This is a genomic window from Aliisedimentitalea scapharcae (assembly GCF_045277565.1).
Taxonomy (GTDB): Bacteria; Pseudomonadota; Alphaproteobacteria; order Rhodobacterales; family Rhodobacteraceae; genus Aliisedimentitalea; species Aliisedimentitalea scapharcae.
The window spans coordinates 3,047,206-3,072,513 of sequence record NZ_CP123584.1 but is presented as its reverse complement, the minus strand read 5'-3'; the positions used below and the strand labels follow the sequence as shown (position 1 = coordinate 3,072,513).

29 protein-coding genes are annotated in these 25,308 nt (G+C 61.8%); 9 read left to right on the top strand and 20 right to left on the bottom strand.

Features of this window, described 5'->3' with window-relative positions; translation table 11 throughout:
- Nucleotides 1–36 precede the first annotated feature (36 nt).
- Nucleotides 37–888 carry a GNAT family N-acetyltransferase gene (locus tag QEZ52_RS14385; RefSeq protein ID WP_406645097.1) on the top strand — a complete coding sequence of 284 codons (852 nt, stop codon included), beginning with the start codon at nt 37–39 and terminating at the stop codon, nt 886–888.
- Nucleotides 889–897: 9 nt separating this feature from the next.
- Here the strand turns inward: QEZ52_RS14385 and QEZ52_RS14380 are convergent, their stop codons facing one another.
- From QEZ52_RS14380 to QEZ52_RS14370, 3 genes are all read right to left on the bottom strand, one after another.
- Nucleotides 898–1,572, bottom strand: coding sequence for a helix-turn-helix transcriptional regulator (locus tag QEZ52_RS14380; RefSeq protein WP_406645096.1), 675 nt, complete (start codon nt 1,570–1,572; stop codon nt 898–900).
- Nucleotides 1,573–1,661: 89 nt separating this feature from the next.
- Nucleotides 1,662–2,201 carry an NYN domain-containing protein gene (locus tag QEZ52_RS14375; RefSeq protein ID WP_406645094.1) on the bottom strand — a complete coding sequence of 180 codons (540 nt, stop codon included), beginning with the start codon at nt 2,199–2,201 and terminating at the stop codon, nt 1,662–1,664.
- A 148-nt stretch (nt 2,202–2,349) separates the two neighbouring features.
- The gene (locus tag QEZ52_RS14370) at nt 2,350–2,652 is read right to left on the bottom strand and encodes a hypothetical protein (RefSeq protein ID WP_406645093.1); all 303 of its coding nucleotides are present in this window, start codon (nt 2,650–2,652) and stop codon (nt 2,350–2,352) included.
- Nucleotides 2,653–2,890: 238 nt separating this feature from the next.
- Here QEZ52_RS14370 and QEZ52_RS14365 point away from each other — a divergent pair, with 238 nt between their 5' ends.
- The 7 genes from QEZ52_RS14365 to QEZ52_RS14335 all read left to right on the top strand — a co-directional run bounded on the left by QEZ52_RS14365 (nt 2,891) and on the right by QEZ52_RS14335 (nt 8,647).
- Nucleotides 2,891–3,118 (top strand): twin-arginine translocase TatA/TatE family subunit, encoded by a 228-nt coding sequence (locus QEZ52_RS14365; protein WP_406645092.1) that lies wholly within the window; start codon nt 2,891–2,893, stop codon nt 3,116–3,118.
- Between the two features lie 6 nt (nt 3,119–3,124).
- Nucleotides 3,125–3,613, top strand: coding sequence for a Sec-independent protein translocase protein TatB (tatB, locus tag QEZ52_RS14360; RefSeq protein WP_406645090.1), 489 nt, complete (start codon nt 3,125–3,127; stop codon nt 3,611–3,613).
- Complete coding sequence (tatC, locus tag QEZ52_RS14355; RefSeq protein WP_406645089.1) at nt 3,610–4,503, top strand: twin-arginine translocase subunit TatC; 894 nt, start codon at nt 3,610–3,612, stop codon at nt 4,501–4,503. The genes tatB and tatC overlap by 4 nt, the downstream gene beginning before the upstream one ends.
- A 158-nt stretch (nt 4,504–4,661) precedes the next feature.
- Nucleotides 4,662–5,942 (top strand): tetratricopeptide repeat protein, encoded by a 1,281-nt coding sequence (locus tag QEZ52_RS14350; RefSeq protein ID WP_406645087.1) that lies wholly within the window; start codon nt 4,662–4,664, stop codon nt 5,940–5,942.
- A 158-nt stretch (nt 5,943–6,100) separates the two neighbouring features.
- Nucleotides 6,101–6,757: a TVP38/TMEM64 family protein gene (locus tag QEZ52_RS14345; RefSeq protein ID WP_406645086.1), complete on the top strand. Its 657-nt coding sequence runs from the start codon at nt 6,101–6,103 to the stop codon at nt 6,755–6,757.
- Between the two features lie 65 nt (nt 6,758–6,822).
- Nucleotides 6,823–7,662, top strand: a complete 840-nt coding sequence (locus QEZ52_RS14340; protein ID WP_406645085.1) for an ATP-binding protein — start codon at nt 6,823–6,825, stop codon at nt 7,660–7,662.
- 91 nt (nt 7,663–7,753) lie between these two features.
- Nucleotides 7,754–8,647, top strand: a complete 894-nt coding sequence (locus tag QEZ52_RS14335) for an MBL fold metallo-hydrolase (protein ID WP_406645084.1) — start codon at nt 7,754–7,756, stop codon at nt 8,645–8,647.
- 141 nt (nt 8,648–8,788) lie between these two features.
- On the opposite strand, the gene QEZ52_RS14330 is transcribed toward QEZ52_RS14335, so the two are convergent.
- The 16 genes from QEZ52_RS14330 to QEZ52_RS14255 all read right to left on the bottom strand — a co-directional run bounded on the left by QEZ52_RS14330 (nt 8,789) and on the right by QEZ52_RS14255 (nt 23,842).
- A complete protein-coding gene (locus QEZ52_RS14330) occupies nt 8,789–9,961 on the bottom strand; it encodes a LysM peptidoglycan-binding domain-containing protein (protein ID WP_406645082.1) in 1,173 nt (390 codons plus the stop codon).
- A gap of 87 nt (nt 9,962–10,048) precedes the next feature.
- Nucleotides 10,049–10,696, bottom strand: a complete 648-nt coding sequence (locus tag QEZ52_RS14325) for a protein-L-isoaspartate O-methyltransferase (RefSeq protein ID WP_406645081.1) — start codon at nt 10,694–10,696, stop codon at nt 10,049–10,051.
- Nucleotides 10,693–11,475 carry a 5'/3'-nucleotidase SurE gene (gene surE, locus QEZ52_RS14320; protein WP_406645079.1) on the bottom strand — a complete coding sequence of 261 codons (783 nt, stop codon included), beginning with the start codon at nt 11,473–11,475 and terminating at the stop codon, nt 10,693–10,695. Before surE ends, QEZ52_RS14325 begins: the two co-directional genes overlap by 4 nt.
- Nucleotides 11,476–11,691: 216 nt before the next feature.
- Nucleotides 11,692–12,336 carry an SDR family oxidoreductase gene (locus QEZ52_RS14315; RefSeq protein WP_406645078.1) on the bottom strand — a complete coding sequence of 215 codons (645 nt, stop codon included), beginning with the start codon at nt 12,334–12,336 and terminating at the stop codon, nt 11,692–11,694.
- A 43-nt stretch (nt 12,337–12,379) separates the two neighbouring features.
- Nucleotides 12,380–12,640 carry a hypothetical protein gene (locus tag QEZ52_RS14310; protein ID WP_406645076.1) on the bottom strand — a complete coding sequence of 87 codons (261 nt, stop codon included), beginning with the start codon at nt 12,638–12,640 and terminating at the stop codon, nt 12,380–12,382.
- Nucleotides 12,641–12,909: 269 nt separating this feature from the next.
- Nucleotides 12,910–13,470: a DUF2199 domain-containing protein gene (locus QEZ52_RS14305; RefSeq protein WP_406645075.1), complete on the bottom strand. Its 561-nt coding sequence runs from the start codon at nt 13,468–13,470 to the stop codon at nt 12,910–12,912.
- Nucleotides 13,471–13,591: 121 nt separating this feature from the next.
- On the bottom strand, nt 13,592–15,124 hold the full coding sequence (gene purF, locus QEZ52_RS14300) for an amidophosphoribosyltransferase (RefSeq protein WP_406645074.1): 1,533 nt from the start codon (nt 15,122–15,124) through the stop codon (nt 13,592–13,594).
- A 447-nt stretch (nt 15,125–15,571) separates the two neighbouring features.
- Nucleotides 15,572–16,357, bottom strand: coding sequence for a formate/nitrite transporter family protein (locus tag QEZ52_RS14295; protein ID WP_406645073.1), 786 nt, complete (start codon nt 16,355–16,357; stop codon nt 15,572–15,574).
- Between the two features lie 183 nt (nt 16,358–16,540).
- Nucleotides 16,541–17,095: a CvpA family protein gene (locus QEZ52_RS14290; protein ID WP_406645072.1), complete on the bottom strand. Its 555-nt coding sequence runs from the start codon at nt 17,093–17,095 to the stop codon at nt 16,541–16,543.
- A 36-nt stretch (nt 17,096–17,131) separates the two neighbouring features.
- Nucleotides 17,132–18,493, bottom strand: a complete 1,362-nt coding sequence (radA, locus tag QEZ52_RS14285) for a DNA repair protein RadA (RefSeq protein WP_406645070.1) — start codon at nt 18,491–18,493, stop codon at nt 17,132–17,134.
- Between the two features lie 127 nt (nt 18,494–18,620).
- Nucleotides 18,621–19,394, bottom strand: coding sequence for a DNA repair protein (locus tag QEZ52_RS14280; RefSeq protein ID WP_406645069.1), 774 nt, complete (start codon nt 19,392–19,394; stop codon nt 18,621–18,623).
- 144 nt (nt 19,395–19,538) lie between these two features.
- Nucleotides 19,539–19,985 carry a paraquat-inducible protein A gene (locus QEZ52_RS14275; RefSeq protein WP_406645068.1) on the bottom strand — a complete coding sequence of 149 codons (447 nt, stop codon included), beginning with the start codon at nt 19,983–19,985 and terminating at the stop codon, nt 19,539–19,541.
- Nucleotides 19,986–20,289: 304 nt separating this feature from the next.
- Complete coding sequence (locus tag QEZ52_RS14270) at nt 20,290–21,036, bottom strand: ABC transporter ATP-binding protein (RefSeq protein WP_406645067.1); 747 nt, start codon at nt 21,034–21,036, stop codon at nt 20,290–20,292.
- A complete protein-coding gene (locus tag QEZ52_RS14265; protein WP_406650499.1) occupies nt 21,033–21,815 on the bottom strand; it encodes an ABC transporter permease in 783 nt (260 codons plus the stop codon). The genes QEZ52_RS14270 and QEZ52_RS14265 overlap by 4 nt, the downstream gene beginning before the upstream one ends.
- Nucleotides 21,816–21,823: 8 nt before the next feature.
- Nucleotides 21,824–22,858: an alanine racemase gene (gene alr / locus QEZ52_RS14260; RefSeq protein ID WP_406645066.1), complete on the bottom strand. Its 1,035-nt coding sequence runs from the start codon at nt 22,856–22,858 to the stop codon at nt 21,824–21,826.
- Between the two features lie 30 nt (nt 22,859–22,888).
- Complete coding sequence (locus QEZ52_RS14255; RefSeq protein WP_406645065.1) at nt 22,889–23,842, bottom strand: isopenicillin N synthase family dioxygenase; 954 nt, start codon at nt 23,840–23,842, stop codon at nt 22,889–22,891.
- Nucleotides 23,843–24,064: 222 nt separating this feature from the next.
- Here QEZ52_RS14255 and QEZ52_RS14250 point away from each other — a divergent pair, with 222 nt between their 5' ends.
- Nucleotides 24,065–24,817 (top strand): sulfite exporter TauE/SafE family protein, encoded by a 753-nt coding sequence (locus QEZ52_RS14250; protein WP_406645064.1) that lies wholly within the window; start codon nt 24,065–24,067, stop codon nt 24,815–24,817.
- Between the two features lie 6 nt (nt 24,818–24,823).
- On the opposite strand, the gene QEZ52_RS14245 is transcribed toward QEZ52_RS14250, so the two are convergent.
- Nucleotides 24,824–25,255, bottom strand: a complete 432-nt coding sequence (locus QEZ52_RS14245; RefSeq protein WP_406645063.1) for a YybH family protein — start codon at nt 25,253–25,255, stop codon at nt 24,824–24,826.
- Nucleotides 25,256–25,308: the final 53 nt, after the last annotated feature.

Below are 25,308 nucleotides of genomic sequence, written 5' to 3'. Positions count from 1 at the left end.
CCGGGCAGGAATGACTGGGTGGGCAGGACACAACCAATGACAGACAATTTCGACATTCGGGTGATGGGCATCCGCGAAGTGGCGCGCGCCGTGGATTGGGCGGCGGCCGAAGGCTGGAATCCGGGCCATCAGGATGCCGCCTGTTTCGCCTGGGTGGATCGGGCCGGGTTTTGGGGCGGCTGGATCGGGGACGAGATGGTCGCCGCGATTTCGGTGGTCAATTATGACGACGGGTTTGCCTTTCTCGGGTTCTACATGGTTGCGCCGCAGTGGCGCGGGCGCGGATTGGGCCTGCGGCTGTGGCAGGCGGCGCTGGACCATGCGGGCGGTCGGGTGGTCGGGCTGGACGGTGTCGTGGATCAGCAGGACAATTATGCGCGCTCCGGCTTTGATCTGGCGTGGCGCAATATCCGCTATGGTGGGGTGCCACGGGCGCTGAATGCCGGGGCGGAGGAATTGACGTTGGAGATCGTGGCGGCGCCCGATGCGGCGTTGGAAGCGTTGGATCGCAGCGTGTTTCCGGCGGACCGTCAGGGGTTCTGGCGGGATTGGCTGGGCGCGCCGGGGCATCTGTCGATCCGGGCGCGGCGCGGGCCGGAAACGGTGGCGTTTGGCACCCAGCGCCCCTGTCGGAATGGGTATAAGATCGGGCCGCTGGTGGCGACATCGCACGATGCAGCGCAAACCGTGCTGGCGCGGCTGTTGCAGGATCTGCCCGCCGGGCAGGAGGTGTTTCTGGATGTGCCGGAACCCAATGCGCAGGCGGTGGCGCTGGCACACTCGTTGGGGTTGGAGCCGGTGTTTGAAACCGCGCGCATGTATCGCGGTGCCGCGCCGGATCTGGATGTGACCCGGATATTCGGGGTGACGTCGTTCGAATTGGGCTGAGCGTCGGGGTCAGCCGTGACCCGGTTCATAGTCGATGAGCCGTTTGCCCGGTTCATCCACGAACAGTTCCGGCAGCGCGTCGGCCTGTTCGATCAGATCGACGCGGAAGACGCGGAAATCATTGCGGGATTCGCACCAGGCGGTCAGCGTCCAGACCCGCCCCCAATATTCCATATGCAGCGGACGGATGGTGCGGCTGGTCAGGGTGCCGTCGATGCGGCGATAGTTAAGGCGCAGTTTCTGACGGGATTTGATCGCCGCGCGCAGGGTCGCCATATGGGCAAAGCCGCGCGCCGCATCGGCAAAGGGGTAGACGGCGAATTTCCACGCATCCGCTTCGGCGATGGTCTGGGTCGGCAAGACGGCGTCGATCTTGTCGCTGAGCGACAGGGCGGCGGATTTGAGATCAGGATCGGCGGCCTCGGCGACGATGGCCATGCCCAGATTCAGCGCCTCCAGCTCTTCGGGGGTCAGGTTCAGCGGTGGCAGGGTGATCTGTTCGCGCACCATATAACCGACACCACGTTCGCCTTCGACCGGCACGCCCGAGGCGACCAGTGTGTCCATGTCACGATAGATGGTGCGCACTGACACTTCGAGCCGCGCGGCGATATCCTTGGCCCGGTGCAACTGTCCGTCGCGCAGGATCTGGATGATGTCAAAAAGGCGGTCGGTGCGGCGCATGGGATCAAGGTTTGGGGCAGGGCGGCGGGGGCGTCAAGTGGACCTGGGCCAACACCGTGCCCCAGGCAATGCCCCAGTCCATTTCCCGGTCAGTCGAATTTCAACCACAGCTGACCCGCCCGGTATCCCCCCTGGATCAGCAACCCCGGCTTTTGGACTTCGGGAAATTGTTGGGCCCAGTCGCGAAACCGGTCGTTGGTCACAATCGGGGCCTGCATGTCGCGGGCGGCGGTCAGGATAAAGGGGTCCGCCGGGGTGCCCTTGGGCACCACCATCACCCGGTCGACGGGCAGTTTGAGCCGTTTGCCCAGAGCGCTGTCGTGTTGGTATTTCCCTGCGATCAGATAGCCGGCATTGGCGTCAAAAACCACTCCGGGCGCATAGCCCAGGGATTCGAGATGGCGGATGACCTGGCGCAGCGGCTGGATCTGGGGGGTGCCGTCCTTCCAATGCATGATGTTGGAACCATCCAGAACAATCCATTTTGGGCGGTTGCGCCTGCGCGCCCACAGTAGTGCACCGGCGACGATCAGACCCAGGGTGGCGGCAACGATCAGAAGCAGGGGGGTGTCGGTCAGCGACGGCGGGTCGGCGAGCAGGTTGGAGAGGGAGACAAACGGTGTCGTCATTCAAAACCACATTCGGAAAAACAGTCATATCAGATGGCGACTGTTGCCGGGTTTGGCACCGGGGACAAGGGGCGAAATCGGCGCAATTTGGCGCGATCTGCCCCCCGATCAGGGGACGGGGGACAGATCTTTGGCGGGCAAGATGTGGTCAGATCGCCCAATGCACCGTTTCGTGGCGCATGGTGACGCTGTCGGGGACGATGGCCGCCATCAGGGCCGGGGCGAACTCCTGTTCGGTAAAGGTTTCGGCCACGGCCCGGGCCGTGTCCATATCGGACCAGATGACATAGTCGGTCCAGGTGCCATCGTCGCCACGGCTGAGCTGGCGATGACGAAAGCCGGGATTCTGGCGGCAGAAGGCCTCAGACTTTTGGCTGAGCGCGACATAATCCGGGATACTGACATTTGGGGCCAGTTTGAAAGTCACGATTTCTGCGACGTGATTGGTCATTTTTCCATCTCCTTGGAGTGATTGGTGGTTTGGATGGGGTGGATTTACTCCATGGCAACTGACATAAACCTGTCAGTTGGATGCGCGTGTTCAAAAATTTCTGCGGATTCCGACCCGTATCCCCATGGTTTTGATCCCCTGCGGGTTTGCGCGGCACCGGGGGGGGGCGTAGAACCAACCCCACACATACATATGACCGGCACCGGGGATGGTGCCGATGACATCAAGGAGAATACACATGCTTAACAATATCGGTCTTCCCGGCATCCTGCTGATTGCTGTTGTGGTTCTGGTCCTGTTCGGACGGGGCAAGATCAGCTCGCTCATGGGCGAAGTCGGCAAAGGCATCACATCGTTCAAGAAGGGCATCAACGAAGGCTCCAAGGAGCTGGAAGAAGAGATGACCGAAGAGGTCAAAGACGTGACTTCGGAAACCGACCCCGAATCTGGCAAAGACAAGGCATAACCCCGCATGTTCGATCTTGGATGGACCGAACTGTTGGTCATTGGCGTCGTGGCGCTGATCGTTGTGGGCCCCAAGGACCTGCCGGTCCTGTTCCGCAATGTCGGCCGCTGGGTCGGCAAGGCGCGCGGCATGGCCCGCGAATTCAGCAAGGCCATGAACGACGCCGCTGACGAAGCAGGGGTGGGCGATTTGCAAAAGGGGCTCAAGGCGGCCACCAACCCGTTGGACACCGCGTTGGACGGGGTGAAATCGGCGACAAAGGATCTGACAAGCTCGATTGATCCGACCAAGTTCGACCCCACCAGCGAAACCGGTAAGCTGGCCGCGCAACGCGCCGAGGATGTCAAGAAGATCCAGGCATCGACAGCCCGCGCGGCTGCGGAACGCAAGGCCCGCGAAGCCGAAGAGGCGTTGGCCAAGGCGGATGAGGCCGAAGCGGCGCTGAAGCCGCAAGACGGGCTGCAAGACGGGCCGCAAGATGAGGCGAAATCATGAGTCAGACAGACAACATCGACGATTCATCGGCCCCGTTGATCGAACATCTGACCGAACTGCGGTCCCGTTTGATTCATTCGGTGGTGGCGTTTCTGATCGGGATGATCATCTGTTTCACTGTCGCGACCCCGATTTTCAATTTCCTGACCGCGCCGCTGTGTCAGGTGTTGTCCGAACGGGGCCAGGATTGCGACCTGATCTTTATCTCGCCGCAAGAGGGCTTCTTTGTTGCGATCAAGGTCTCGTTGCTGGGCGGGTTGATCCTGTCGTTTCCCTATATTGGGTTGCAGATGTGGCGGTTTGTGGCGCCGGGGCTGTATAATTCGGAAAAAGGCGCGTTTCTGCCGTTCCTGATCGCGTCGCCGTTCATGTTCCTGCTGGGGTCCAGTTTTGCGTTCTATGTGGTGACACCGCTGGCCTATGATTTCTTCCTGGGGTTCCAGCAGTTTGGGGCCGAGGGCGAAGCCGTTGCCGAAGGCGCCGCCGCGCCGCTGAGCGTGGTGTTCCAAGGCTCGGCCCAGGAATACCTGAACCTGACGATCAAATTCATCGTGGCGTTTGGCATGTGTTTCCAGCTGCCGGTGCTGTTGACCCTGATGGGCAAGGCCGGTCTGGTCAGCGCCGAAGGATTGGGCGCGGTGCGCAAATATGCCGTGGTTGCGATCCTGGTGTTGGCCGCATTGGTCACCCCGCCGGATGTGATCACCCAGGTGATCCTGTTCGTGGTGGTCTATGGTCTGTACGAAATCTCGATCTTCCTGGTGCGTCGGGTTGAAACCAAACGCGAAGCAAAACTGCGCGCCGAAGGGTATTACGACGACGAGGACGACGAACATTTCGACGATCCGCTGATGGCCGAGTTCGACGAGGATGACAAAGCCGACAAGTAACGGCTGAATCTGGGCACATGAGAGAAAGGCGCACCCGCAATGGTGCGCCTTTTTTGGTTGTGGGTCACCAATTGTTGCCGGAGCTAAGACTGTTGCCTTGTGCCTGATTTGGGGTTTTGTTTGTCCCAAAGGTTCTTTTGTTCGGGTGTGAGGGTGAGATGCTGAAAGACAGATACGGAAGTGATGTGACAACGCAATCGCAGAGCGCGCGCGATGCTTATGTTGACGGGGTGGACCGGCTGCTTGCGGCCAGTGACGATGTCGAGGGTGCGTTTCGCGCGGCCATTGCTGCCGACGACGGGTTTGCCATGGCCCGGATCGGATTGGCGCGGTATTTCCAGCTGTGCGGTCGCGGGGCCGAAGCCCGCGCTGCGCTGGCCGAGGCACGGGATCGAGTGGGCGGTGTCACCACCCGCGAAGCCGCCCAGATTGATATTTTGGGCGATATGATCGAGGGGCGCGTTGCACAGGCGTATGGCCGGGTGCGGGCCCATGTGGCAGACCACCCAAGAGATGTCCTGTTGGCGCAGAGCTGTACCAGCGTCTTTGGGTTGATCGGATTTTCCGGCCAACCCGGGCGCGAGGCCGAACAACTGGCCTATACCACCGTGTTGGCCCCACAGTACGGCGAGGATTGGTGGTTTCTGTGCCAGCACGCCTTTGCCCAGATGGAGGCCGGGCAGACAGGCCCGGCGGCGGATAATATCGAACGCGCATTGGCGCTGAAGCCGGACAGCGCGCACAGTGCCCATGTGCGGGCGCATCTGTATTATGAAAACGGCGAGACCGAAGCCGGGTTCGACTATATCCACGGGTTCTGGTCCGAGTATCCCGAGACGGCCTATTTGCATTGTCACATGAGCTGGCATGTCGCCCTATGGGCGTTGGCACGGGGAGAGGTGGCACAGATGTGGTCGGTGTTCGACAGGTCCGTCGGCCCACAGCGTTCGGCGGCCCCGCCGTTGAATGTGCTGACCGACAGCGCCGCGCTTTTGTATCGGGCCGCGGCCGCGGGGGTGGAGGTTGCGCCTGAGCGTTGGCGTCAGGTCAGCGATTATGCAGCGCGCATGTTTCCCAAACCGGGGTTGGCCTTTGCCGATGTTCACGCGGCCCTGGCCCATGCCATGTCCGGCCAGACCGAGCGATTGGAAACGGTGATTGATGGGGCCAAGGGACCGGCCGCCCCGGTGGTGTCGGCTCTGGCACAGAGTTTCCGGGCGCTTGCCGCGCAGGATCCGGGGCAGGCGGTGCAGCTGATGACCGGGGTGATGAGCGAACACGAACGCATCGGTGGCAGCCGGGCGCAGCGGGACGTTCTGGAAATCGCATTGGTCAGCGCCTTGTTGGGCGCGGGCTGTGTCGAGGAAGCGCGGCGATGTCTGGATCTGCGCCGCCCCCATACTGCGCATGACCATGCGGTTGCGGGATTGCAGCACTGACCGCGACCGGTGCGGAGCGCCCTGTACGCAGCCCCGTTTGCCTGACCACAGGGCGCGTCTGTCCGGCTCCCGCAGGGGTGACATGTGCAATTGCGGCGGCAATGCGCTAGGATGACCCATGGTTTCAGTGCCGCAAACCGCAATCAGGAACAGCAGACATGGGATGGTCCGGGCGGAAAGTCGCAGCTTTTGTGCTGATCGGGCTGTGTGCAGCCGGCACCGTGGCCGTCTGGCAGGCCAGGGCCGAGATCCCCAGCCCGGAAGACATGGCGCTGTATCTGGGCAGGTTTGGATATTGGGCCCCGATGGTCGTGATCGGGTTGATGATCCTGCACAGTTTTGTCCCGTTTCCCGCCGAGCTGTTGGCGCTGTGTGCGGGGGCGGTTTTTGGCACGCTGCTGGGCACGGCGGTGATCTGGATCGGCGCCATGATCGGGGCCTTTGTCGCATTCTTTCTGGCGCGCTGGCTGGGCCGGGAGCTGGTGCTGAGCTGGCTGCCCGAAGGCCAGGCCGGGCGGGTGGACGGCTGGACGCGGGACCGGGGGGCGTTGGCGTTGCTGTTGTGCCGGTTCATCCCGGTGATCGCCTTTAATCTGATCAACTATGCGGCCGGGTTCACGCGGGTCCGGGTCTGGACCTTTGGCTGGACAACCGGTGTTGGAATCCTGCCGGTGACGGTGCTGTGTGCCTATCTGGGCGCGCAGATGAAGGCGTTGGAGTGGGCGACCCTGTTGGGGCTGTCGGTGGTCTGTATTGCCATCGTCATGTTGGTGCATGTCCTGATCCGGCGGCTGGGGTGGACCGGGGGCTGGTGATGTCTTGCTGTCTAGGACAGAACATGGTTTCTACCCATTCAGGACGCACAAGGGGTGAGCACACCATGGATGAAACCGCATTGACCCGCATCGCGCAGGCCCTGGAACGGATGGCACCGGCCCCGTTGGCCGCGCCGGATTTTGCCGCGGCGTCGGCCTTTGTCTGGCATGTGGACCCGGACCGGTTGGAGCCGGTGGCCCAGGTCAACCGGGTGGATCTGGACCTGCTGGTCGGGATCAACCGGTCCCGCGATACGCTGGTGGACAACACCCGCCGGTTTGCCCAGGCCTTTAAGGCGAACAACGCGTTGTTGTGGGGCGCGCGCGGGATGGGAAAGTCAAGTCTGGTCAAGGCGATACACGGAACACTTCATCCTGAATTTCCCGATTTGAAACTGGTCGAACTGCAACGCGAAGACATGGGGTCGGTGGCGCGGCTGCTGAACCACCTGCGCAGCGCGCCCTATCGCTTTATCCTGTTTTGTGACGATCTGTCGTTCAGCCATGATGACCAGCATTACAAGAGCCTCAAGGCGGTGCTGGATGGCGGCATCGAAGGGCGCCCGGAAAACGTGGTGTTCTATGCCACGTCGAACCGGCGTCATCTGATGCCACGGGACATGATCGAAAACGAACGCTCCAGCGCCATCAACCCCTCAGAAGCGGTCGAGGAAAAGGTGTCGCTGAGCGACCGCTTTGGTCTGTGGCTGGGCTTTCATCCCTGTACCCAGGATGAATATCTGGCCATGATCGACGGCTATTGCGCGGCGCATGGGGTCCGCGTGGATTCCGACACCTTGCGCGCCGAGGCGATCGAATGGCAGGCGACCCGCGGGTCGCGTTCGGGGCGTGTGGCCTGGCAGTTCTTTGTCGATCTGGCCGGGCGCAACGGCGTGCATCTCTAGGCGGTGCCGCGGGATTGGGTGCCCTGTCAGGGCAGGGACAAGTGGCAGCTGTCCACCTGGCACCCAAGCAAGGTCAAACAGGGAGGAGCCAATGCACGGGGTTTCGACGTCGACGCTGAGAGTTCTGGAACCGGCCGAGGGGGTGCTGGCCTTTTACGATGGGCGCGTGCCCGGTCGCAGGTTGGTGTCGCCGTCGTGGAATTGGCTGGACGATGCGGCCTATGAGCTTGGCATTGCCAGCTATGCCCTGATCAGCGACGGCGAAGCGTTGGTCTATGACACCAGCATATCGCTGGCCCATGCCGGGGTGATCCGCAGGGAGTTGGAACATCGCGGGGCCCGCTCGATCCGGGTGGCGCTGAGCCATCATCACCGCGATCATGTGGCCGGAACAGAGGTGTTTGCGGATTGTCCGATCCTGTCCAGCCGAAAGACTGCACAGGCGTTGGCGGAAAAACGCGACAGCTATGCCCGGTCCACCCCGCCGATATCTCCGCTGGTGATGCCGACCCAGGTGTTCGATGGCACCCTGACGGTGCAGGTCGGGTCCATGACGGCACAATTGCGCCCGCTGGATATTCACAGCTTTGACGGCACGGCGCTGTATCTGCCGCAGACCCGTCTGCTGTTTGCCGGTGATGCGCTCGAAGATTGCGCGACCTATGTGGCCGAACCGGAACGTCTGTCACGGCATCTGGCGGAATTGGAGCGCCTGCAGACCTGGGATGTGGACGCTGTTTTCCCCTGTCACGGTGATCCCGACCGCATTGCGGCAGGCGGCTATGCGACATCGCTCATACCTGCGACACACAGCTATGTGTCTCGGCTTTTGCGCTGTCGTCAGGCCCCTGATCTGGCGGATCTGACGTTGCAGGCCTTTGCGGCCGACAGCTTTCGCACGGGCGCGCTGATCTATCATGACGCCTATGAAGACGTGCATCAGGACAATCTGCGCGCGGTCCTGGAGGCGGACAGCTCCGTGTAAAAGGATACGCAGGCCCGGTTGCCCAGGACGTGATCTGTGTCAGACAGAGGATCGGACCCTAAGGCAGTGGCGCGCGCGCTGCTTCTTTCTGGGTCCAAATACCTCCGCCGGAGGCAAGACGCGTCAGCGTCTATCTGCGGATCAGTTCAGATAGGGCTGCGGATCGACGGAATCAAAGCCGTTGCGCACTTCGAAATGCAAATAGGCGTCGCTGCCGCCGCGCAGGCTGGCGATCTTCTGGCCGCGGGTGACGCGGTCGCCCTTCTTGACCTTGATCTGATCGACATTGGCATAGACGGTCAGCAGCTGGGCGTCGTGGCGCACCACGATGATCGGCACCTGATTGGCATCGGCGGTGATCGCGGCCACGGTGCCGGCATTGGCGGCCTTGACCGCTGTTCCGGGCGCGGCGGCAATATCAATGCCGTCATTCTTGCCCTTGGCGTAGGTCCGGATGATCTTGCCCTGAACCGGATAGACCATTTCGGCCTGGCTGGTGCGGGTGGGGGGCGCGACCTTGACGTCCGGGGTTTCGACCGGCTTGGTCGAGACCTTTTCATCCGGCAGCGGTTTTGTGGCGCTGGGCGGGGTTGGGGTTGATGAGCCCTGGCCCGGGTCCGTCGTGGCCACGGCGGCGCTGCGCGGCACCGGCTGGTCCTTGACCGGGATCAACAGGAACTGGCCTTCGCGGATGGCAAAATCTGCGTCCAGGCCATTCCATTCGGCCAGGGCCTTGACCGGAACCTGATAGAGCCGCGAGATGGTATAGGCGGTTTCACCGCGTTCGACCTTGTGGCGGACCGGTTCGGGGCCGGGCTGGACCTTGGTCACCAGTGGCGTGGCCGGGGTCGGATCCAGCGTCGAGGTCGCGACCGAGCCCGGTGCAGGTGTGGTGTCCGGGGCGCTGTCGATGGCATCCCCGGCCAGAGAGGCGATATCCACGCCGCCCGGTGCGGCGCTGGACCCCGGAGCGCTGCGCGGCAGGATCAGGACTTCGTCGGCGCGCAGCGCGTCGTCGGGTTTGACCCCGTTGAGCCTGGCGATTTCGCTGACCGGCAGGCCGACCCGGGTTGCCACGTCGTTGACGGTGTCGCCGCGCCGCGCCACGGCGACCTGATAGTTGGGGTAGGTGATCAGCCCGCGGGCATCCGGGGCCGGGCGTTTTGCGGTGGCGGCCTGGGCGGCTTCGGTGGTGTTGAACGCACCAATCTGACCGCGCAGGTCGAAATCCAGAGGGGCATCACAGGCCGCCAGCAGCCCGACAATGGGCAGGGCAGTCAGGATGAAACGGGGGCGGCGGGCTGTCACACTCATCACGGAATCCTCGATACGGGCCTCAAATGGAACCCCTTCTGTGCGGGGGCTGATACACTTAAATCTTGTCGGGCACACGGGCCCGTTTCAGCTTTCTTTCCCCAGACCTTCCAGCAGGGGTACAAACCGGACAGCCCGCAGTTCGTCATAGTCGAACCCCTGTTCGGTGCGATGCACCCGGATCAGGGTCTGGACGGCGTCGGACTGGCCGACCGGCACCACCATGATACCCCCGATCTTGAGCTGCGCCAAGAGCGGGCCGGGGGGGTCTTCGGCGGCGGCGGTCACCAGAATGCGATCAAACGGGGCCTGGTCGGGCAAACCATGGCTGCCATCGCCGATCAGGGTGGTGATATTGACCAGGTTTTCGGCCTCAAAGATCTGGCGGGCTTCGCGCACCAGACGGGCGTGGCGGTCCACGGTATAGACCCGGCGGGCCAGTTTCGACAGGATGGCCGCCTGATAGCCGGAACCGGTCCCCACCTCGAGCACCTTGTCGCGCGGGGCCACCTGCAGCGCCTGGGTCATGATGCCCACGACCGAGGGCTGCGAGATGGTCTGGCCACAGGCGATCGGCAGCGGCATGTCCTCGTAGGCGCGTTCGGCAAAGATGCCGCGGACAAAGGGTCCGCGGTCGATCTCTTCCATAGCGTTCAGCACCCGGGCGTCGGTGACCCCCTTGGAGCGCAGCGCAAACAGGAACTGCATCTTGGTTTCGGCACCGGGTCCGGTCATTCGATTCCCTTCAGGGCCTCCAGCGTGTCATGGGCGGTCAGATCCGCGCGCATGGGCGTGACCGAGATATAGCCGTCCAGATTGACGGCGGCATCGGTGCCGGGTTCGGTCATGATCTGTTGGTTGCCGCCCTTGATCCAGACAAAGCGTTTGCCCGAGGGCGAAAAATGCGGCTCGACCGAAAAATTGCTGCCACGCCGGAACCCTTGGGTCACGACGCGGGTGCCTTTGACATCGTCGGGCAGGACCGGAGGGAAATTGATGTTGTAAAACAGGCGGTAGTCGGCCTGTTCGGTCGGGGTGGCTGCCAGGATTTTACGCACGAGGGCGGGCGCATGACGGGTTGCGGTATCAAAGGGGGCGTCGGATTTGTAATTGGCAGGGCCAAAATACTGCGACAGGGCCATGGCGGGCACGCCCTGCAGCGCGGCCTCCATCGCGGCACCCAATGTGCCCGAATAGAGCGCGTTTTCGGCTGAGTTGTTGCCCCGGTTCACCCCGGAGAGGATCAGGTCCGGCGGCGTGTCCTTGAGCACTTCGTGCAGGCCAACCAGGACACAATCCGCAGGCGAGCCTTCGGCGGCGTAGCGGCGCGGGCCCAGTTGCGAGAACATCATCGGATGGGTGTAGCTGATGCAATGGCCGACGCCGGATTGTTCGAACGCGGGGGCAACGGTCCAGACTTCGCCGTCTGCACCGGCAAGATCCGTTGCGATGTCCTGCAAGGCGATCAGCCCTGGCGCATTGATGCCGTCGTCGTTGGTGATGAGAATACGCATGTGAATGCCCCGTTTGCCTGCAATAATCCTTGCATAAGGTGGGGATGCAGCCGGGGCAAGCATTTGGCAGCGGGGCGGGGCGAAAACATGGATGTCGCCACGTTACCGCCGCGGATGCCAGGGGTGCGTGCAAGCACACACCCTACACCCGAAGCGCTGACCCCGTAGGGTGTGTGCTTGCACGCACCCGGCGACAGGTGGGGGGCGGGAGGCCCGTCAGTCTGCCAGGATCTCGGGCAGAAGCCGGGCGGCTTCCTCTTGAATCGTGGCGAGTGCCGCGCGGTCTTCGCCGGGAAAGAACCGGGCCCGGATGGCGGTGGCCATTGGTTTGGGAGTCAGGACCCGGACCTGGGGGCCTGTCTTGACGGTTTCGGCAGCCCAGGACCGGGCCAGCGCCATCTGCGCGCCCTTGGTGGCCCCATAGGTGCCAAAGAACTTGGCACCTGCGCGCGGGTCGTCAAAAAACACGGCGCGGCCCTGTTGGCCCAACAATGGTGCAACATAGGGGATCAGCACCGAGGTCGCCGTGGCATTCACGGCCAGCGACTTGTCCCAATCCTTGGCCGCGACAAAATTCGCCGGGCTCAGCGGGGCGGCGTGGATCGCGGTATGCACCCACAGATGCAGCGGCCCCCAGCGGTCGTGAATACCGCGGCACAGGGTGGCCATGGCTTTGGGGTCCGTGATGTCCATCGGTGCCAATGTGGCGCTGCCGCCAGCGGCCTGGATCCGGTCGTCCAATTCTTCGAGCGCGCCAGTGGTCCGGGCCACGGCCACGATGTGGTGAGTGGGTGCCAGAGCTTCGGCAAGCGCTGCGCCAAGCCCGCGGGAGGCACCGGTGATCAGGGCAATCTGTGTCATGGCTGCCTTGTGATCCTGTCCGGCGTCTGGGTCAAGAGGCGGATCACTCCGAGGGCATGGCAATGCGTCGCGTTTGGCCGCGTTTTTGCAGGATCACCCCGGTTTCGTCGATCGCGGCAACGGTTTCACCGGAGAGGCGGCTTCCACGGGCAACCTGGATCACGCGCCCGCCGGGCAGGCGGACCAGGGCGCGCATGTCCTGCGCGGGGCCAAACAGACCCAGCAGGTTCAGCGCATTGCGGTTCAGGACCGAGATTTCGGTTGCATGGGCGGCAACCGGACCGGTCGAGGATGTATTTGTCATGTGATGTCTTTCGGGCGCCGAGGCGTGTTCAGTGTCGTCATAGGTCACAAGCGTGAAGCGGCGGCCTAGCATCTGTGATCAGGAGGCGACAGCGCCGGTGAGGGCGTGGACGGCGGGAAACCGCAGATTGGAGCAGGCGTCGGCGCAAACCCGCACCTGAGCGATGCACCCGTTGCATGGCTGTTATGCCGGGGTTGACCCACAGCTCCACAGACCAGAGCCCAAGGACCCGACACCATAGACGAGGGGCAGACGAAGGGGGCTCAGGGTCAAGAGTCGTGCACCAGCGAGGCCAGATCATGCCCATAGTCATGCAGGATCTGCAACAGATCCATCAGATCCAGCCCGGTTTCCTGCAGCATCTTCAGCTCATTCCCGCGTTCGGTGATTTCCACCTCGGGACGCTGATCGTCGGGCTGCATGTGCAGCACACAGGACATCGGGATTTCGCTGCCCGGTGGGACCGCGCTGGACAGCCAACCGGGAATCGACCCCAGATCGGTGGTTTCCTGACCGTCGAACAGATCGACATAGGCATCAAAGTGATCAATGCTGACCGCGCACCAGACGCCCAGCACCATTTCGTTGGGCCCATCACCCAGCTGCAGCACCAGAACCGAACGGAGAAACCGGTAATCGTCCACCCGGCAGAAGTCTTCGGTCAGAACGTCTCCGCGCTCCATCAGCAATGCGGAATTGTCCAGCTTGGGCAAATCCGGCGGGCAGGGATCGGGGCGGTCGTACTCCAGGCTCAGCAGCTGGGCAAAACTCGCACCACAACACCGGCATTTGCGCCGGGAATTCATCAATCGTGCGAGATCCCTGTCCATGCCAGCAGATGTCCTTTGCAAAGAAACAGCGCTGGCCAAGAAAATGACCAGCGCGTGCGTGTAAATGAGCGGCTTACTTATCCGGCAGCGACCGCGAGTGCAATCCGGTCGCGTCTCGAACTCAGGCCAGTTTGGCGGCGTTCCAGGAGGTGCCGGGAACCGGCATGTCCTTGATCTTCTGGCTGACCCGGCTGCTGCTTTCCAGGCTTTGCAGATACCCGTCGCTCAGCCCGGTGACATAATTGCCGTCAAAGCAGGAACAGTCGAACTGGTCGATGTCGGGGTTGCCTTCCTTGGCGGCCCAGATCAGATCGTCGAGGTCCTGATAGAACAACGCATCTGCGCCCAATTCGTCGCGGATTTCCTCGATGCTTTGTTCGCTGGCGATCAGTTCATGTTTGGTCGGCATGTCGATGCCGTAAACATTGGGGAATTTCACCGGCGGCGAGGCAGAGGCGATATAGACCTTTTTGGCACCGGCTTCGCGGCACATCTGCACGATCTTCTTGATGGTGTTGCCGCGCACGATGGAATCGTCGATCAGCAGGACATTGTGGCCGTCGAATTCCAGCGGGATGGCGTTCAGCTTGCGACGTACGGATTTTTGCCGTTCGGCCTGACCGGGCATGATAAAGGTCCGGCCCACATAGCGGTTTTTCACCAATCCTTCGCGGTAGGGAATGCCGGTGGCCTTGGCCACTTCGAGCGCCACGGGGCGGGCGCTGTCGGGGACCGGGATGATGCGGTCGATGTCGAGCCCTGCGGCTTCGATCTGTTTGGCCAGCGTCTGGCCCATGCGCATCTGGGTCTTGTAGACCGAAATCCCGTCCAGCATGGAATCGGGGCGTGCCAGATAGACATATTCAAAGATACAGGGGGTCAGGTTGCCTTCGACCGCCTGGAATTCATGCATGTTTCCGTCCAGGTCGATCAGGATCGCTTCACCCGGTTTCACATCGCGCAGCTTCTTAAAGCCGTTGATGCCAAAGGCCACGTCTTCGGACGCAAAGGCGAAATCATCGCCAGTGCCAGTGCCGTCGCTATCGCCGTCGGCGTCGCGTTTGGCGACCGACAGGGGGCGGATGCCGTGGGGGTCACGAAAGGCCAACATGCCAACGCCGGCGATCAGGCAGATCACCGAATACGCCCCCTGGATGCGTTCCATGGTCATCTTGACCCCGGCAAACAGGTTGCGGATCGGGTCGGCGTTGCCGTTGACCTTGATGGCGTCAGCGACCTTGTCGGCCAGCACATTGAGCAGGATTTCGGAATCCGACGTGGTGCGCAGGTGGCGGCTGTATTTGGCGGTGACCTTTTCGCGCTGTTGTTCGGTGTTGGTGATATTGCCGTTGTGCACCAGATAGATGCCATAGGGCGCATTGACGAAAAACGGCTGCGCCTCGGACGCGGATAGCGATCCGGCGGTGGGATAGCGCACATGGCCCATGCCGACCTTGCCGGTCAGGGTTTCGCTGTCGCTGGCGCTGAACACGTCCTTGACCAGGCCGTTGGCCTTGCGTTCGCGAAAGACCTCGCCGGTATAGGTGACGATCCCCGAGGCATCCTGGCCCCGGTGCTGGAGCATCAGCAGACCGTCATAGATTTCCGCAAAGACGTCCTGATTGCGGCTTGCGATCCCCAAAATCCCACACATGTAAGGGCTCCAATTCGTGAGTGTTCAGCCGATGCCGACGGGTGTGGCACCGGGGTTCCAGCGGGCGTCATGTAACGTGTCCGAGGGAAGGAAGACAGATGAAAAAGCGACTTTGTGATGCGTCTTTTTTGCGCTGAACAGGACGCGGCCAAATCGGGGGCTGCGTGCGGCGTCCAAAGAGGCGTCAGGGCCGTTTTGCGGAAAGAACCGGTCACGATTCGCGTTGTCCGAGCAGGCGCAGCAAATGCGGCGCGGGCTGGGCGGAACAAGGCTTGGGCAGCGTCGGCAAAGGGCGATTCCGAATCCGTGGCAGATCTTATGCCCTCACATAGAGGGTTGCAGGCCACATGTCACGAAAGGATCACATTCGGGGAGGGGGAAACCAGCCGCAAGGGGTGGGGGCAGGAGTCGGATTGCAGAGTGCGGGGCTGGGCGGTCATCGTGATGTCAGCGCGTGGTGCCCCCAAGGTAGGCATATCGGTATGCCAATGCGACACCGCCGGCTCCGCCCACAATGTTTCCCAAGGTGACCCAGACCAAATTGGTCAAAGCCTCTTTGGCGGTCACATCGGACCCAGCCAGCCACCCCTGAGGAAAGAAGTAAATGTTCGCAACAGAATGCTCGAGGCCAAGCAGAACAAACGCGCTAATTGGCCAGAGAATTGCCAGCACTTTTCCCGAAACGGTTCGGGCCGCAAAGCTGAGCCAAATTGCGAGACACACAAGCGCGTTGCACAATGCGCCGCGAACGAAGGCGTCCAATGGGGCCAGCGCGGCTTTGCCCTGCACGATCGATGCTGCCGTAACGTCCAATGGACCCTGCAAAATGCCGGAAAACCCAAAGGCCAACGCAAGTCCCGATGCGCCTGCAAGATTCCCAAGATACACAACCGCCCAGCTTCGCAACAATTGGCGCGCAGAAATTTTTCGGTCGACAGCCGCCATGACCATCAAAGCATTGCCGGTAAACAATTCTGCGCCCCCGACAATGACCAGAATGAGACCGAGCGAGAACACCAAACCCCCAAGCAGTCTTGCCGGACCAAAGGATGGATCTACTCCGGTCATGACGGCTGTGTAAGCCACACCGCCGAACCCAATGAAGGCCCCTGCAAGGACGGCGAGCACAAACATCTGAAACAGCGGCAGCTTTGCCTTACTTACACCGGCGCTTTCCACCAGAATGGCGATCTTTTGGGGTTTGTAAGCACTAAAGATGTCATCATCATTCATGCCGCCAACGATAAACTATCGGCACGAGAACGAAAGACTGAATAGGGCGCACAGCTGGGATGTGTTGGCCGGTGGTGAGCGGGGAGAGCCGTGAACGGCGGGGGGCTGTTGACCGGAAGCCTGTGCCGAACATGAAAAAAGGGTGCCGGCTGGCACCCTTGGGTCGTTTGGATTGTTCGAAGATTATTTGGCGCAGTGACCCACCAGGTTTTCATACTGAACGGTGATCCAACCCATGGCCTGTTGCGGATCGCGGTCTTCGATCTTGCCGATGAAGCGTTGGAAGACTTCGGCCGAGCGGCTTTCGTCGACCATGGTAAAGCTTTGTCCGGTCATCACCACGTCATAGAGGAAAAACGCGATTGCCACGAGCAGAACGCCGCGCGCCACCCCAAAGAAGAAACCGATCCCCTGATCGACCCCCCCCAAGGCAGAGCGCTGCACCAGCGAGGAAAACAGCGGGGTAAAAAAGCTGACGAGAATGAGCGCCAGCGCAAACACCGCAGCAAAGGCGGCAATGATCGACAATTCACAGCTGTCGGCCAGGAACTCGCCCACAACCGGGATCTCGGTCATCAGCGGTTCGACCTTGGGTGCAAACAGAAACGCCAGAATCGCCGCGGCGATCCAGCCTGCGATGGCCATGGCTTCGCGAACAAAGCCGCGTGCATAGGCCAGCAGGGCCGACACTACGATGATCAGGGCAACTGCCCCGTCGATGATGGTGAAACCTTCCATGTTCCTCGCCTGTCCGCCTGTTGTTTTGTCGCGACCTTAACCCGCCCCAAAGAATTCGCCAACAAATCCTGTGAGATCGGGGGCCTTGCGCAAGGAAAGGCCCGAGACCGAAATGGATTTGCCGCCCGATGGAGCTATGGCGCTGGTGAAACCAAGTTTTTGCGCCTCTTTCAACCGGTTTTCTGTCTGAGGTGCCGGTCTGAGGGCCCCGGAGAGCGAAATTTCACCAAAGACGACCGTATCCGCAGGCAATGCCACGTCTTCGCGCGCGCTGAGCAGGGCGGCGGCCACGGCCAGATCGGCGGCCGGTTCGGAAATCTTCATGCCGCCGGCCACGTTCAGATACACATCGAGCCCGGTAAAGGGGATGCCACAGCGGGCCTCGAGCACGGCGAGAATCATCGCCAGCCGCCCACCGTCCCAGCCCACAACCGTGCGCCGGGGTTGGCTGTGCGGCGAGGGGGCCACCAGCGCCTGGAGTTCGACCAGCACGGGCCGGGTGCCTTCGATGCCTGCAAAAACCACCGATCCGGCGCTGGGTTCGCCGCGTTCGGACAGAAACAGCGCCGATGGGTTGGTGACTTCGGCCAATCCACCGCCGGTCATTTCAAAGACACCAATTTCATCCGCCGCGCCAAAGCGGTTTTTCACCGCGCGCAGAATGCGGAACTGGTGACCGCGTTCGCCTTCGAAATAGAGCACCGTGTCGACCATATGTTCGACCACGCGGGGGCCGGCGATCTGACCGTCCTTGGTCACGTGACCAACCATGATCACCGAGATGCCCTTGCGTTTGGCGAAATTGGTCAGCTCGTGCGCGGCGGCGCGCACCTGGGACACAGATCCCGGCGCGCTGTCCACATTGTCCGCCCACATGGTCTGAATCGAATCGATGATCGCCAGTTGCGGCTTTTCCGATTCGAGCGTGGTCAGGATATCGCGCAGATTGGTTTCCGCAGCCAGTTTCACCGGCGCGTCCGACAGCCCCAGCCGTTGCGCCCGCATCCGCACCTGGGCCGGGGCCTCTTCGCCGCTGACGTAGATGGTTTTGAGCCCGGACAGGGCAAACCGCGCGGCCGCCTGAAGCAGCAGGGTGGATTTGCCGATGCCGGGATCACCGCCAACCAGAATGGCCGAAGCAGGCACCAGCCCGCCGCCCAGCACCCGGTCGAGTTCACCCATGCCGCAACAGGTGCGGGGAGGGGGTGTTTCTTCGGTCGACAGATCCGACAACTGGATCGGCGTGCCGCGTTTCTGGCCCAGCGATTTGCTGGCCGGACCCGCGGACAGCCCCGCGTCCTGGGCGATGGTGTTCCATTCGCCGCAACCTTCGCAGCGGCCGGACCATTTTGAGAAACTGGCTCCGCAGGCGGAGCAGGAGAAGGTTTTCTTTGCCATGCGTGTTCAGTGGCAGATGTTTCCGGTTTGTTCAAGAGGGGCGCGTGCGGCGCGTGAGGGAGCGAGGCTCTGCCTCGCGCTCCGGAGTTTTTTGGCGAGATGAAGGGGCGCGGTTCGCCAAGCGCCTTTATTCGGTGCCGCGCGGTTTGGGTTTGGAGATCGGCACCACGCTGTCGCCGCCGTCGTCGCCGGGTTGTTGGGCAGAGAGTTCGGGGAGCAGGTCAAAGAATTCCGCCCGCAGGCGTTGGACCTGAGAGCGGGCCATGGATTCTTCGATGTCGACATCCCGCGTCCACTGGCGCAGTTCGTGCAGGATGATCTTGGCGTCTTCGAGCCGGGACTTGAAGGTTTCGACCTCCTGTTGCCGTTGTGTCAGAAAGGTGCGGGCACGTTCAACCTTGGCATCAGAGTAGGTTTCGGCCAGCTCATGCGACACCTGGCTCATCTGGGCCGCGACCTCCAGAACTTCGGGTTCCAGGTCTCGCAGGTCGGGATGGTCGCGCAGAAATTCCATCCGGTCCTTGATGGCGTCAAATTCCGAGGCCATGGTGAATTGACCGGCCCGATCCGCTGCATGGGCGGTCTGATAGGCGCGCACCACGTCCTCCATCTGCATGCCGAATTTGCGGTGCGCGCTTTCGAGCGCCAGCATGCGGGAGTGGGCCGGCAGGTAGAACAACAGCATCACCGAGAGCGCGGTTATGCCGATCTGCACATACAGCCCGGCGTTTTCGACCATGGTGTCGCCAAAGCGCAGATCGAACTGCACCCACGGCAGATAGCCGACCGCAGAGGCCAGGGTGACGGCAACAGAACCCAAGGCCATCAGGCAAATGAGAAGCAGGCTGAGTTGTAACAAAAGTGCTTGAGAAAGCTTGATAATTGAACGAATGACGGACATGATTTTCCTTTCCGACCAAATGGCGGAAACACGGAAAAACCGGCGTCGTTTATGTGCCGCAGGTCACCCCGGTCCCACCCGAATGAATGCATGTCGCTGCCCGATAATGTTAACAACGATACACATCTGGGGGGATCCAGACAATTATTCCTTGAATTCAGGCTTTTGCCGGTCGGTCACAATCCCGAGACCAAGCCCGGCCAGCACACAGCCGGAAAACAAATACAGCCCCCAGCCGGTTTCGATGGTGGCATAGGAAATGCCTTTGGCCAGGGTGATGTAGAGCGCGATCAGAAAGATGTCGGCCATCGCCAGTTTGCCCAGCACATGCAGCACCGGCAGCGCGCGCCGATCCAGCAGATGCCATTGCACCAGCACCAACCCGATGGTTTTCAGATAGGGCGCAAAGATCGCAAACACCGTGACCAGAAGCGCCAACGCGATGTCGGAGGCCCAGAGCGACTGCAACCCGGTCACCACGCTGATTTCGCTGAGGCCAAAGATCGGCAACAGCCCGGCGTGCATCAAGGGCGCGAACCAGGCGATGGGGTAGAGGATCAGCAGGGAGAGGGTCAGGAGGCGGAGGGTCATGGCGGCTCAGATTATGGTTGCTTCGCTAGACTTGTGCCTTTGGCGGCGGAATTAAAAGGGGGAATAGAGCGTGGGGTTCGCCCTGCCGGGTCGCTTGCGGCCCGGCCAGCGCCCGTCCGCCCCCATGGGCGGGCGCTTTGCTTCCGCCCGCGAACGGGCGATGGCCTGATGGTTTTGGGTGCGGGGAATTGCGCGTGGTCATCCGAATGGGAACGCCGAGCGGTACATCAGGTGCCTCTGAACGTACAAGGCCCTGCAAATGCTGAATAAGTGCTGCATTTTGAGGTGTTTACATCACCAAAGTTTACCGAACCGCCTCGATCGGCCCCTCGGCGCGGCCATGAATGAACTGTTCCAGATAGGGATCGCCTGATGCGTCCATGTCCGCCACCGGACCGGTCCATTGGATGACGCCGTCGTGCAGCATGGCGACGTTGTCGGCGATGGCGCGCACGGAGGACATGTCGTGGGTGATGGTCATGGCGGTGGCGCCCATTTCCACGACAATCTCGCGGATCAGATCGTTGATGACGCCGGACATGATCGGGTCGAGCCCGGTGGTGGGTTCATCAAAAAAGATGATCTCGGGCTCGGCGGCGATGGCGCGGGCCAGGCCGACACGTTTTTGCATGCCGCCCGAGAGTTCGGCGGGCAGGCGGTCGGCGACATCGGATTTGAGGCCCACACGGCGCAGTTTCTCGATGGCGATCTCGCGGGCCTCGTCCACCGGGCGTTTCAGCGATCCGCGCAGCAGGCGAAAGGCGACATTCTGCCAGACGGTGAGGCTGTCAAACAGGGCGCCGCCCTGAAACAACATGCCGAATTTGGCCAGGAATTTATCCCGGTCCCCGCGGTCGGCCGGTTTGCCATCGACCAGAATGGTGCCGCTGTCGGGTTTGATCAGCCCCAAAACACATTTCAGCGCCACGGATTTGCCGGTCCCGGACCCGCCAATGATCACCAACGATGTGCCTTTGGGGATATTCAGATCAACACCGCGCAATACGTGGTTGTCTCCGAACGATTTTTTGACGCCCTGCATGTTGATCATATCGAGAAGAACACCCCTGTGAGGACAAAGTTGGCGGCGAGGATCAAAACGGCGGCGGCCTCGACCGAACCTTTGGTGGCGCGGCCCACGCCCTGAGCACCGCGGCCCGATTGCATGCCGTAGTAACAGCCCATCATCGCGGCGATGCCACCAAAAACACAGCCTTTGACCAAGCTTGAGATAACGTCTCTAACTTCCAGAAAATCAACGGTATTTTTAAGATAAGCAGCGGGGTTGAAGCCGAGGTTCTGCACCGCGACCGTATAGCCGCCCATGATGCCGATGATATCACCGACCCCGACCAGAATAGGCACGGTCAGCAGCGCGGCCAGCACACGGGGTGCGACCAGATATTTCATCGGGTGCGTGGACAGGGTCACCAGCGCGTCGATCTGTTCAGTGACCTTCATCGTGGCGATTTCGGCGGCGATGGAGGAGGTGACACGCGCAGCGATCATCAACCCGACCAGAACCGGTCCCAATTCACGCACCATGCCGATGGCGACGATCTGGGGCACCACGGCTTCGGCATTGAAGCGGGCGCCGCCGGCATAGATCTGGAGCGCCAGCGCGCCACCAGTAAAGATCGCGGTGAGCCCGACAACCGGCAGCGACAGCCAGCCGATCTGCAACAGCGCGTTGCCAAATTCACGCGGATAAAACGGGGGGCGCAGCATGTGGCTGATGGCATCAAGCGCAAACAGCGACACCCGGCCAATGGCGGCCAGCATCAACAGAACCGCGCGCCCCAGCCGTGCCAAGAGCGCGAAAGGGTTCAGATGGGTGTTCATCCGATGTACCGGCGTTTGTACCGCCCCCCCAGAGAGGTGAGGATTTCATACCCGATGGTACCGGCGGCATCGGCCAGATCATCCACGGTCTGACGGTCGTTCAGCAGGGTCAGATGGGTGGGGTCGGCGGTCAGGTCAGTGACATCGACGGTGATCAGATCCATCGACACCCGGCCCACGATCGGGCAGACGTCGTCGCCGGCAAAGGTGACGGCACGTGCGCCCATGGCCCGGATCAATCCGTCGGCATACCCGGCGGCCACAGTGGCGATGCGCGACGGGCGTTGCGCGGTCCAGGTGTTGGAATAGCCCACGGTTTCGCCCGCATCGACATCGCGGATCTGAATGACTGGCAGATCCAGATGCACAACCGCCTGGGCGTCTTCGAAGGGGGACCCACCGTACAGGCCGACACCGGGGCGGCACAGGTCGAAATGATAGGCCGCGCCCAACAGGGTTCCCCCGGTCGCCGCGAGCGATCGGGGCACATCAAGCCCGTCTGTCATCTCTTTGAAAACGCGCAACTGCTGGGCGTTCATCGGATGATCGGCTTCGTCGGCGCAGGCCAGATGCGACATGATCAGAACCGGCGATTGCGCCAGCGCGATGTCGCGCAGCGCCGCCCATTCGGCGGGCTCCATGCCCAGCCGGTTCATGCCGCTGTCCAATTGCACGCCAAAGGGATGGCCAGGCAGCGATTCCACATGGCGCAGCATCTGGTCGATGGAATTCAGCATCGGAACCAGGTCGTGATCGCGGATCATGGCGGTGTCGCCGTCGCAGTGGCCCGAGAAAATGGAAATTTCGGGACCGGGGCCCAGGGCCCGGCGCAATATCACGCCCTCTTCGGCGACGGCGACGAAAAACCGTCGCGCTCCCGCCATGGCAAGCGCGCGGCCCGCCTGTCCAGCGTCCAGCCCATATCCGTTGGCCTTGACCACCGCGCCGGTTTCAACGCGGGTCAGGGAATCCAGGGCGCGCCAGTTCTGGGCCAACGCGCCGAGGTCGATTGTCAATCTTGCGGTGCTCATGGGGCTTTCATGACATGGGCACGCTGTGGGTCAAGCGGAATTATTCCCACTTTGCGCAGGTTTATGCGCATCATAGGCCGCTTCGAGTTCGCCACGCAGGAAATCGGCGAATTTCAGCGGTTCGAACTGCGGTTCTCCGGTGCCGGGAAGCGGCGCGATGTCGGTGTTCACATGCGGATCAAAGAAGAACGGCACCGAATAGCGTTCACGCCCGGACCGGTTGATCACCCGATGTGGCGTCGAGAGCAGCCGCCCGTTGGACATCCGGTTCAGCATGTCGCCCACATTCACCACCAAGGCGTCGGGACGCCAGGGGGCATCGACCCAATGACCCGCCGGGGTGCGCACCTGCAAGCCGCCGACTTCGTCCTGGGCCAGCAGTGTCAGACAGCCGAAATCATTGTGCGGAGCCGAGCCGAACAGATCATCGGGGCTGGTATCGGGTTGGGGCGGGTAATGCAGCAGGCGCAGCCAGATCGTCGGCGTGTCAAAAGCTCCCAGGATCGACGTATCGGTGACTTCGGCCGCGAGCAGCGCCACCCGCATCAGCCGTCGGCCCAGATCGGACATGGCGGTGACATAGGCGTTCAGCGTGTCGCGGAATCCGTCCAGGTCGGGCCATTGATTGGCGCCGGACAAATAGACGTCGGGGTCGGCCCGGTCGTCTTCGCGCATCATCATGAAGCTGGCGGATTGGTTGGGTTTTTTCACATCGGCCAGGGTAGAGTTCACATCGGTCGAGGTGTTGATCGGGATGTAACCGCGATGGGATGTGTTGACCTGGATCTTGAGCTTTTGCTCCAGCGGCAAGGCATGGAACCGGGCCGAGGCGTCAAAAACAGCAGCGCGCAGGGCGGGGTCGATGCCGTGGTCTTCGATATAGCCAAAGCCGGTCAGCCCATAGGCGGCGCGGAATTCTGCGGCCAGATCGGCGTCAGAGCGATCCCCCAGTCGGATGACGGGGATTTCAGAAAATTCGGTCATGGAGATGAACCCTTTGTGTTTCGCAAACTATGGATAGGGGAGCAGGGGCAGGCGCCCCCGCGCTATCCGGCGAAACGCTTGCGGCGGTGGCCATAGTGGCGCGGCAGGATTTCCCGCGGGGCCAAAGGGGTCAGGGTCAAAGTCATGGCGTTATTCTGTGGGCGACGAAATCGGTGACGTCAAGAGGCTAGCCAGCCCAATTTCAGCAGCTAGGGTGCCGGGATGGATATTTTGTCTCTCTCGTCTGTGGTGCTGTTGTTTGGCGCGGGCTGTCTGGCCGGGGCGCTGAATGCGGTGGCCGGAGGGGCGACGTTCTTTACCTTTCCGGTGCTGATCGCCTCCGGGCTGCCGCCGATGGTGGCCAATGCCACAAATTTCGTCGCCTTGGTGCCGTCCAATATCGCGGCATTGCCAGCGTTTCGCGATGAGCTGCGCGCGGTCGGGCGCGGGTTGATCCCGTTGCTGGCGGTCTGCGGCGCGGGAGGCGTGCTGGGGGCGCTTTTGTTGTTGTGGATGGGGGCGGGCGTGTTCGCCGATCTGGTGCCCTGGCTGATGGGGACGGCGACGGCGTTGTTTGCCTTTGCCCCGTGGTTGCGCCAGCAGATGGTGCGATTTTCGCTGGCACAGGCGGCGATCTGGCCGCTGTTGTTCCTGTTTTCCGTCTATGGCGGGTATTTTGGGGCCGGGTTGGGGCAGATCATGTTGGCGGCATTGATCCTGTGCGGATACGAGCGGTTTCACACCGCCAATGCGCTGAAAAACGCCGTGATCGGCTGGATCAGCCTGTTGGCGGTGGTGATCTATGGCTTTGGCGCGGCGGTGGCCTGGCCCCAGGCGTTGATCATGATGGCGGGCGCGACGGTGGGCGGCTATGGCGGCGGGGCGTTGTCGCATCTGGTGCCACAACGCGGGTTGCGCCTGGCAATGATCGGATTTGGAGTGGTGTTGACCACCTATTATTTTGTCACGATCTGATTGGCCCTAGGTCGGCATTGTGGCGTTGGAGTGCCACCAGATCCGCACACAGGTCGCCAGACCGTCGGCGTCAAATTCCGCCACTAAGGTCCCATCCAGTTCCATCCGGGGCAGAGGGTCACCGGGTTGCCGGTCGGGCAGGCCGGTTCCCGTGGATTTGGCCCAGATCTGAAACAGCTCTTCGCTGGCGACCTGATAGGTGACATTCCAATGACCGACGCCACCCGTTTCGGTTTCGGCCAGCACCCTGGGGGTCAGGGTAATATCCTGCTGCAGTTTGATCCGGTCCCAATAGCGGGCCAATTCGGTGGGACCGGTCTGGACCTGAAACGGGGTGTTCCAATATTGCCCGTCTGGTGTGAACAGGGCAGCAAAGCCTTGGGAATCCTGCGCCTCCCAGACCCGCTGATAGGCCTGCATGAAATCCTGTATGCTCATTGGAAATCCTTTGAAGTGACCGGTCTTTGTCGTTTTCAAAGGAATTCAAGCCC

Bases quoted from the DNA above. Each gene is read 5' to 3' on its own strand.
- QEZ52_RS14385 (WP_406645097.1), top strand. From the start codon at position 37: ATGACAGACAATTTCGACATTCGGGTGATGGGCATCCGCGAAGTGGCG.
- QEZ52_RS14380 (WP_406645096.1), bottom strand. From the start codon at position 1,572: ATGCGCCGCACCGACCGCCTTTTTGACATCATCCAGATCCTGCGCGAC.
- QEZ52_RS14375 (WP_406645094.1), bottom strand. From the start codon at position 2,201: ATGACGACACCGTTTGTCTCCCTCTCCAACCTGCTCGCCGACCCGCCG.
- QEZ52_RS14370 (WP_406645093.1), bottom strand. From the start codon at position 2,652: ATGACCAATCACGTCGCAGAAATCGTGACTTTCAAACTGGCCCCAAAT.
- QEZ52_RS14365 (WP_406645092.1), top strand. From the start codon at position 2,891: ATGCTTAACAATATCGGTCTTCCCGGCATCCTGCTGATTGCTGTTGTG.
- tatB (WP_406645090.1), top strand. From the start codon at position 3,125: ATGTTCGATCTTGGATGGACCGAACTGTTGGTCATTGGCGTCGTGGCG.
- tatC (WP_406645089.1), top strand. From the start codon at position 3,610: ATGAGTCAGACAGACAACATCGACGATTCATCGGCCCCGTTGATCGAA.
- QEZ52_RS14350 (WP_406645087.1), top strand. From the start codon at position 4,662: ATGCTGAAAGACAGATACGGAAGTGATGTGACAACGCAATCGCAGAGC.
- QEZ52_RS14345 (WP_406645086.1), top strand. From the start codon at position 6,101: ATGGGATGGTCCGGGCGGAAAGTCGCAGCTTTTGTGCTGATCGGGCTG.
- QEZ52_RS14340 (WP_406645085.1), top strand. From the start codon at position 6,823: ATGGATGAAACCGCATTGACCCGCATCGCGCAGGCCCTGGAACGGATG.
- QEZ52_RS14335 (WP_406645084.1), top strand. From the start codon at position 7,754: ATGCACGGGGTTTCGACGTCGACGCTGAGAGTTCTGGAACCGGCCGAG.
- QEZ52_RS14330 (WP_406645082.1), bottom strand. From the start codon at position 9,961: ATGAGTGTGACAGCCCGCCGCCCCCGTTTCATCCTGACTGCCCTGCCC.
- QEZ52_RS14325 (WP_406645081.1), bottom strand. From the start codon at position 10,696: ATGACCGGACCCGGTGCCGAAACCAAGATGCAGTTCCTGTTTGCGCTG.
- surE (WP_406645079.1), bottom strand. From the start codon at position 11,475: ATGCGTATTCTCATCACCAACGACGACGGCATCAATGCGCCAGGGCTG.
- QEZ52_RS14315 (WP_406645078.1), bottom strand. From the start codon at position 12,336: ATGACACAGATTGCCCTGATCACCGGTGCCTCCCGCGGGCTTGGCGCA.
- QEZ52_RS14310 (WP_406645076.1), bottom strand. From the start codon at position 12,640: ATGACAAATACATCCTCGACCGGTCCGGTTGCCGCCCATGCAACCGAA.
- QEZ52_RS14305 (WP_406645075.1), bottom strand. From the start codon at position 13,470: ATGGACAGGGATCTCGCACGATTGATGAATTCCCGGCGCAAATGCCGG.
- purF (WP_406645074.1), bottom strand. From the start codon at position 15,124: ATGTGTGGGATTTTGGGGATCGCAAGCCGCAATCAGGACGTCTTTGCG.
- QEZ52_RS14295 (WP_406645073.1), bottom strand. From the start codon at position 16,357: ATGAATGATGATGACATCTTTAGTGCTTACAAACCCCAAAAGATCGCC.
- QEZ52_RS14290 (WP_406645072.1), bottom strand. From the start codon at position 17,095: ATGGAAGGTTTCACCATCATCGACGGGGCAGTTGCCCTGATCATCGTA.
- radA (WP_406645070.1), bottom strand. From the start codon at position 18,493: ATGGCAAAGAAAACCTTCTCCTGCTCCGCCTGCGGAGCCAGTTTCTCA.
- QEZ52_RS14280 (WP_406645069.1), bottom strand. From the start codon at position 19,394: ATGTCCGTCATTCGTTCAATTATCAAGCTTTCTCAAGCACTTTTGTTA.
- QEZ52_RS14275 (WP_406645068.1), bottom strand. From the start codon at position 19,985: ATGACCCTCCGCCTCCTGACCCTCTCCCTGCTGATCCTCTACCCCATC.
- QEZ52_RS14270 (WP_406645067.1), bottom strand. From the start codon at position 21,036: ATGATCAACATGCAGGGCGTCAAAAAATCGTTCGGAGACAACCACGTA.
- alr (WP_406645066.1), bottom strand. From the start codon at position 22,858: ATGAGCACCGCAAGATTGACAATCGACCTCGGCGCGTTGGCCCAGAAC.
- QEZ52_RS14255 (WP_406645065.1), bottom strand. From the start codon at position 23,842: ATGACCGAATTTTCTGAAATCCCCGTCATCCGACTGGGGGATCGCTCT.
- QEZ52_RS14250 (WP_406645064.1), top strand. From the start codon at position 24,065: ATGGATATTTTGTCTCTCTCGTCTGTGGTGCTGTTGTTTGGCGCGGGC.
- QEZ52_RS14245 (WP_406645063.1), bottom strand. From the start codon at position 25,255: ATGAGCATACAGGATTTCATGCAGGCCTATCAGCGGGTCTGGGAGGCG.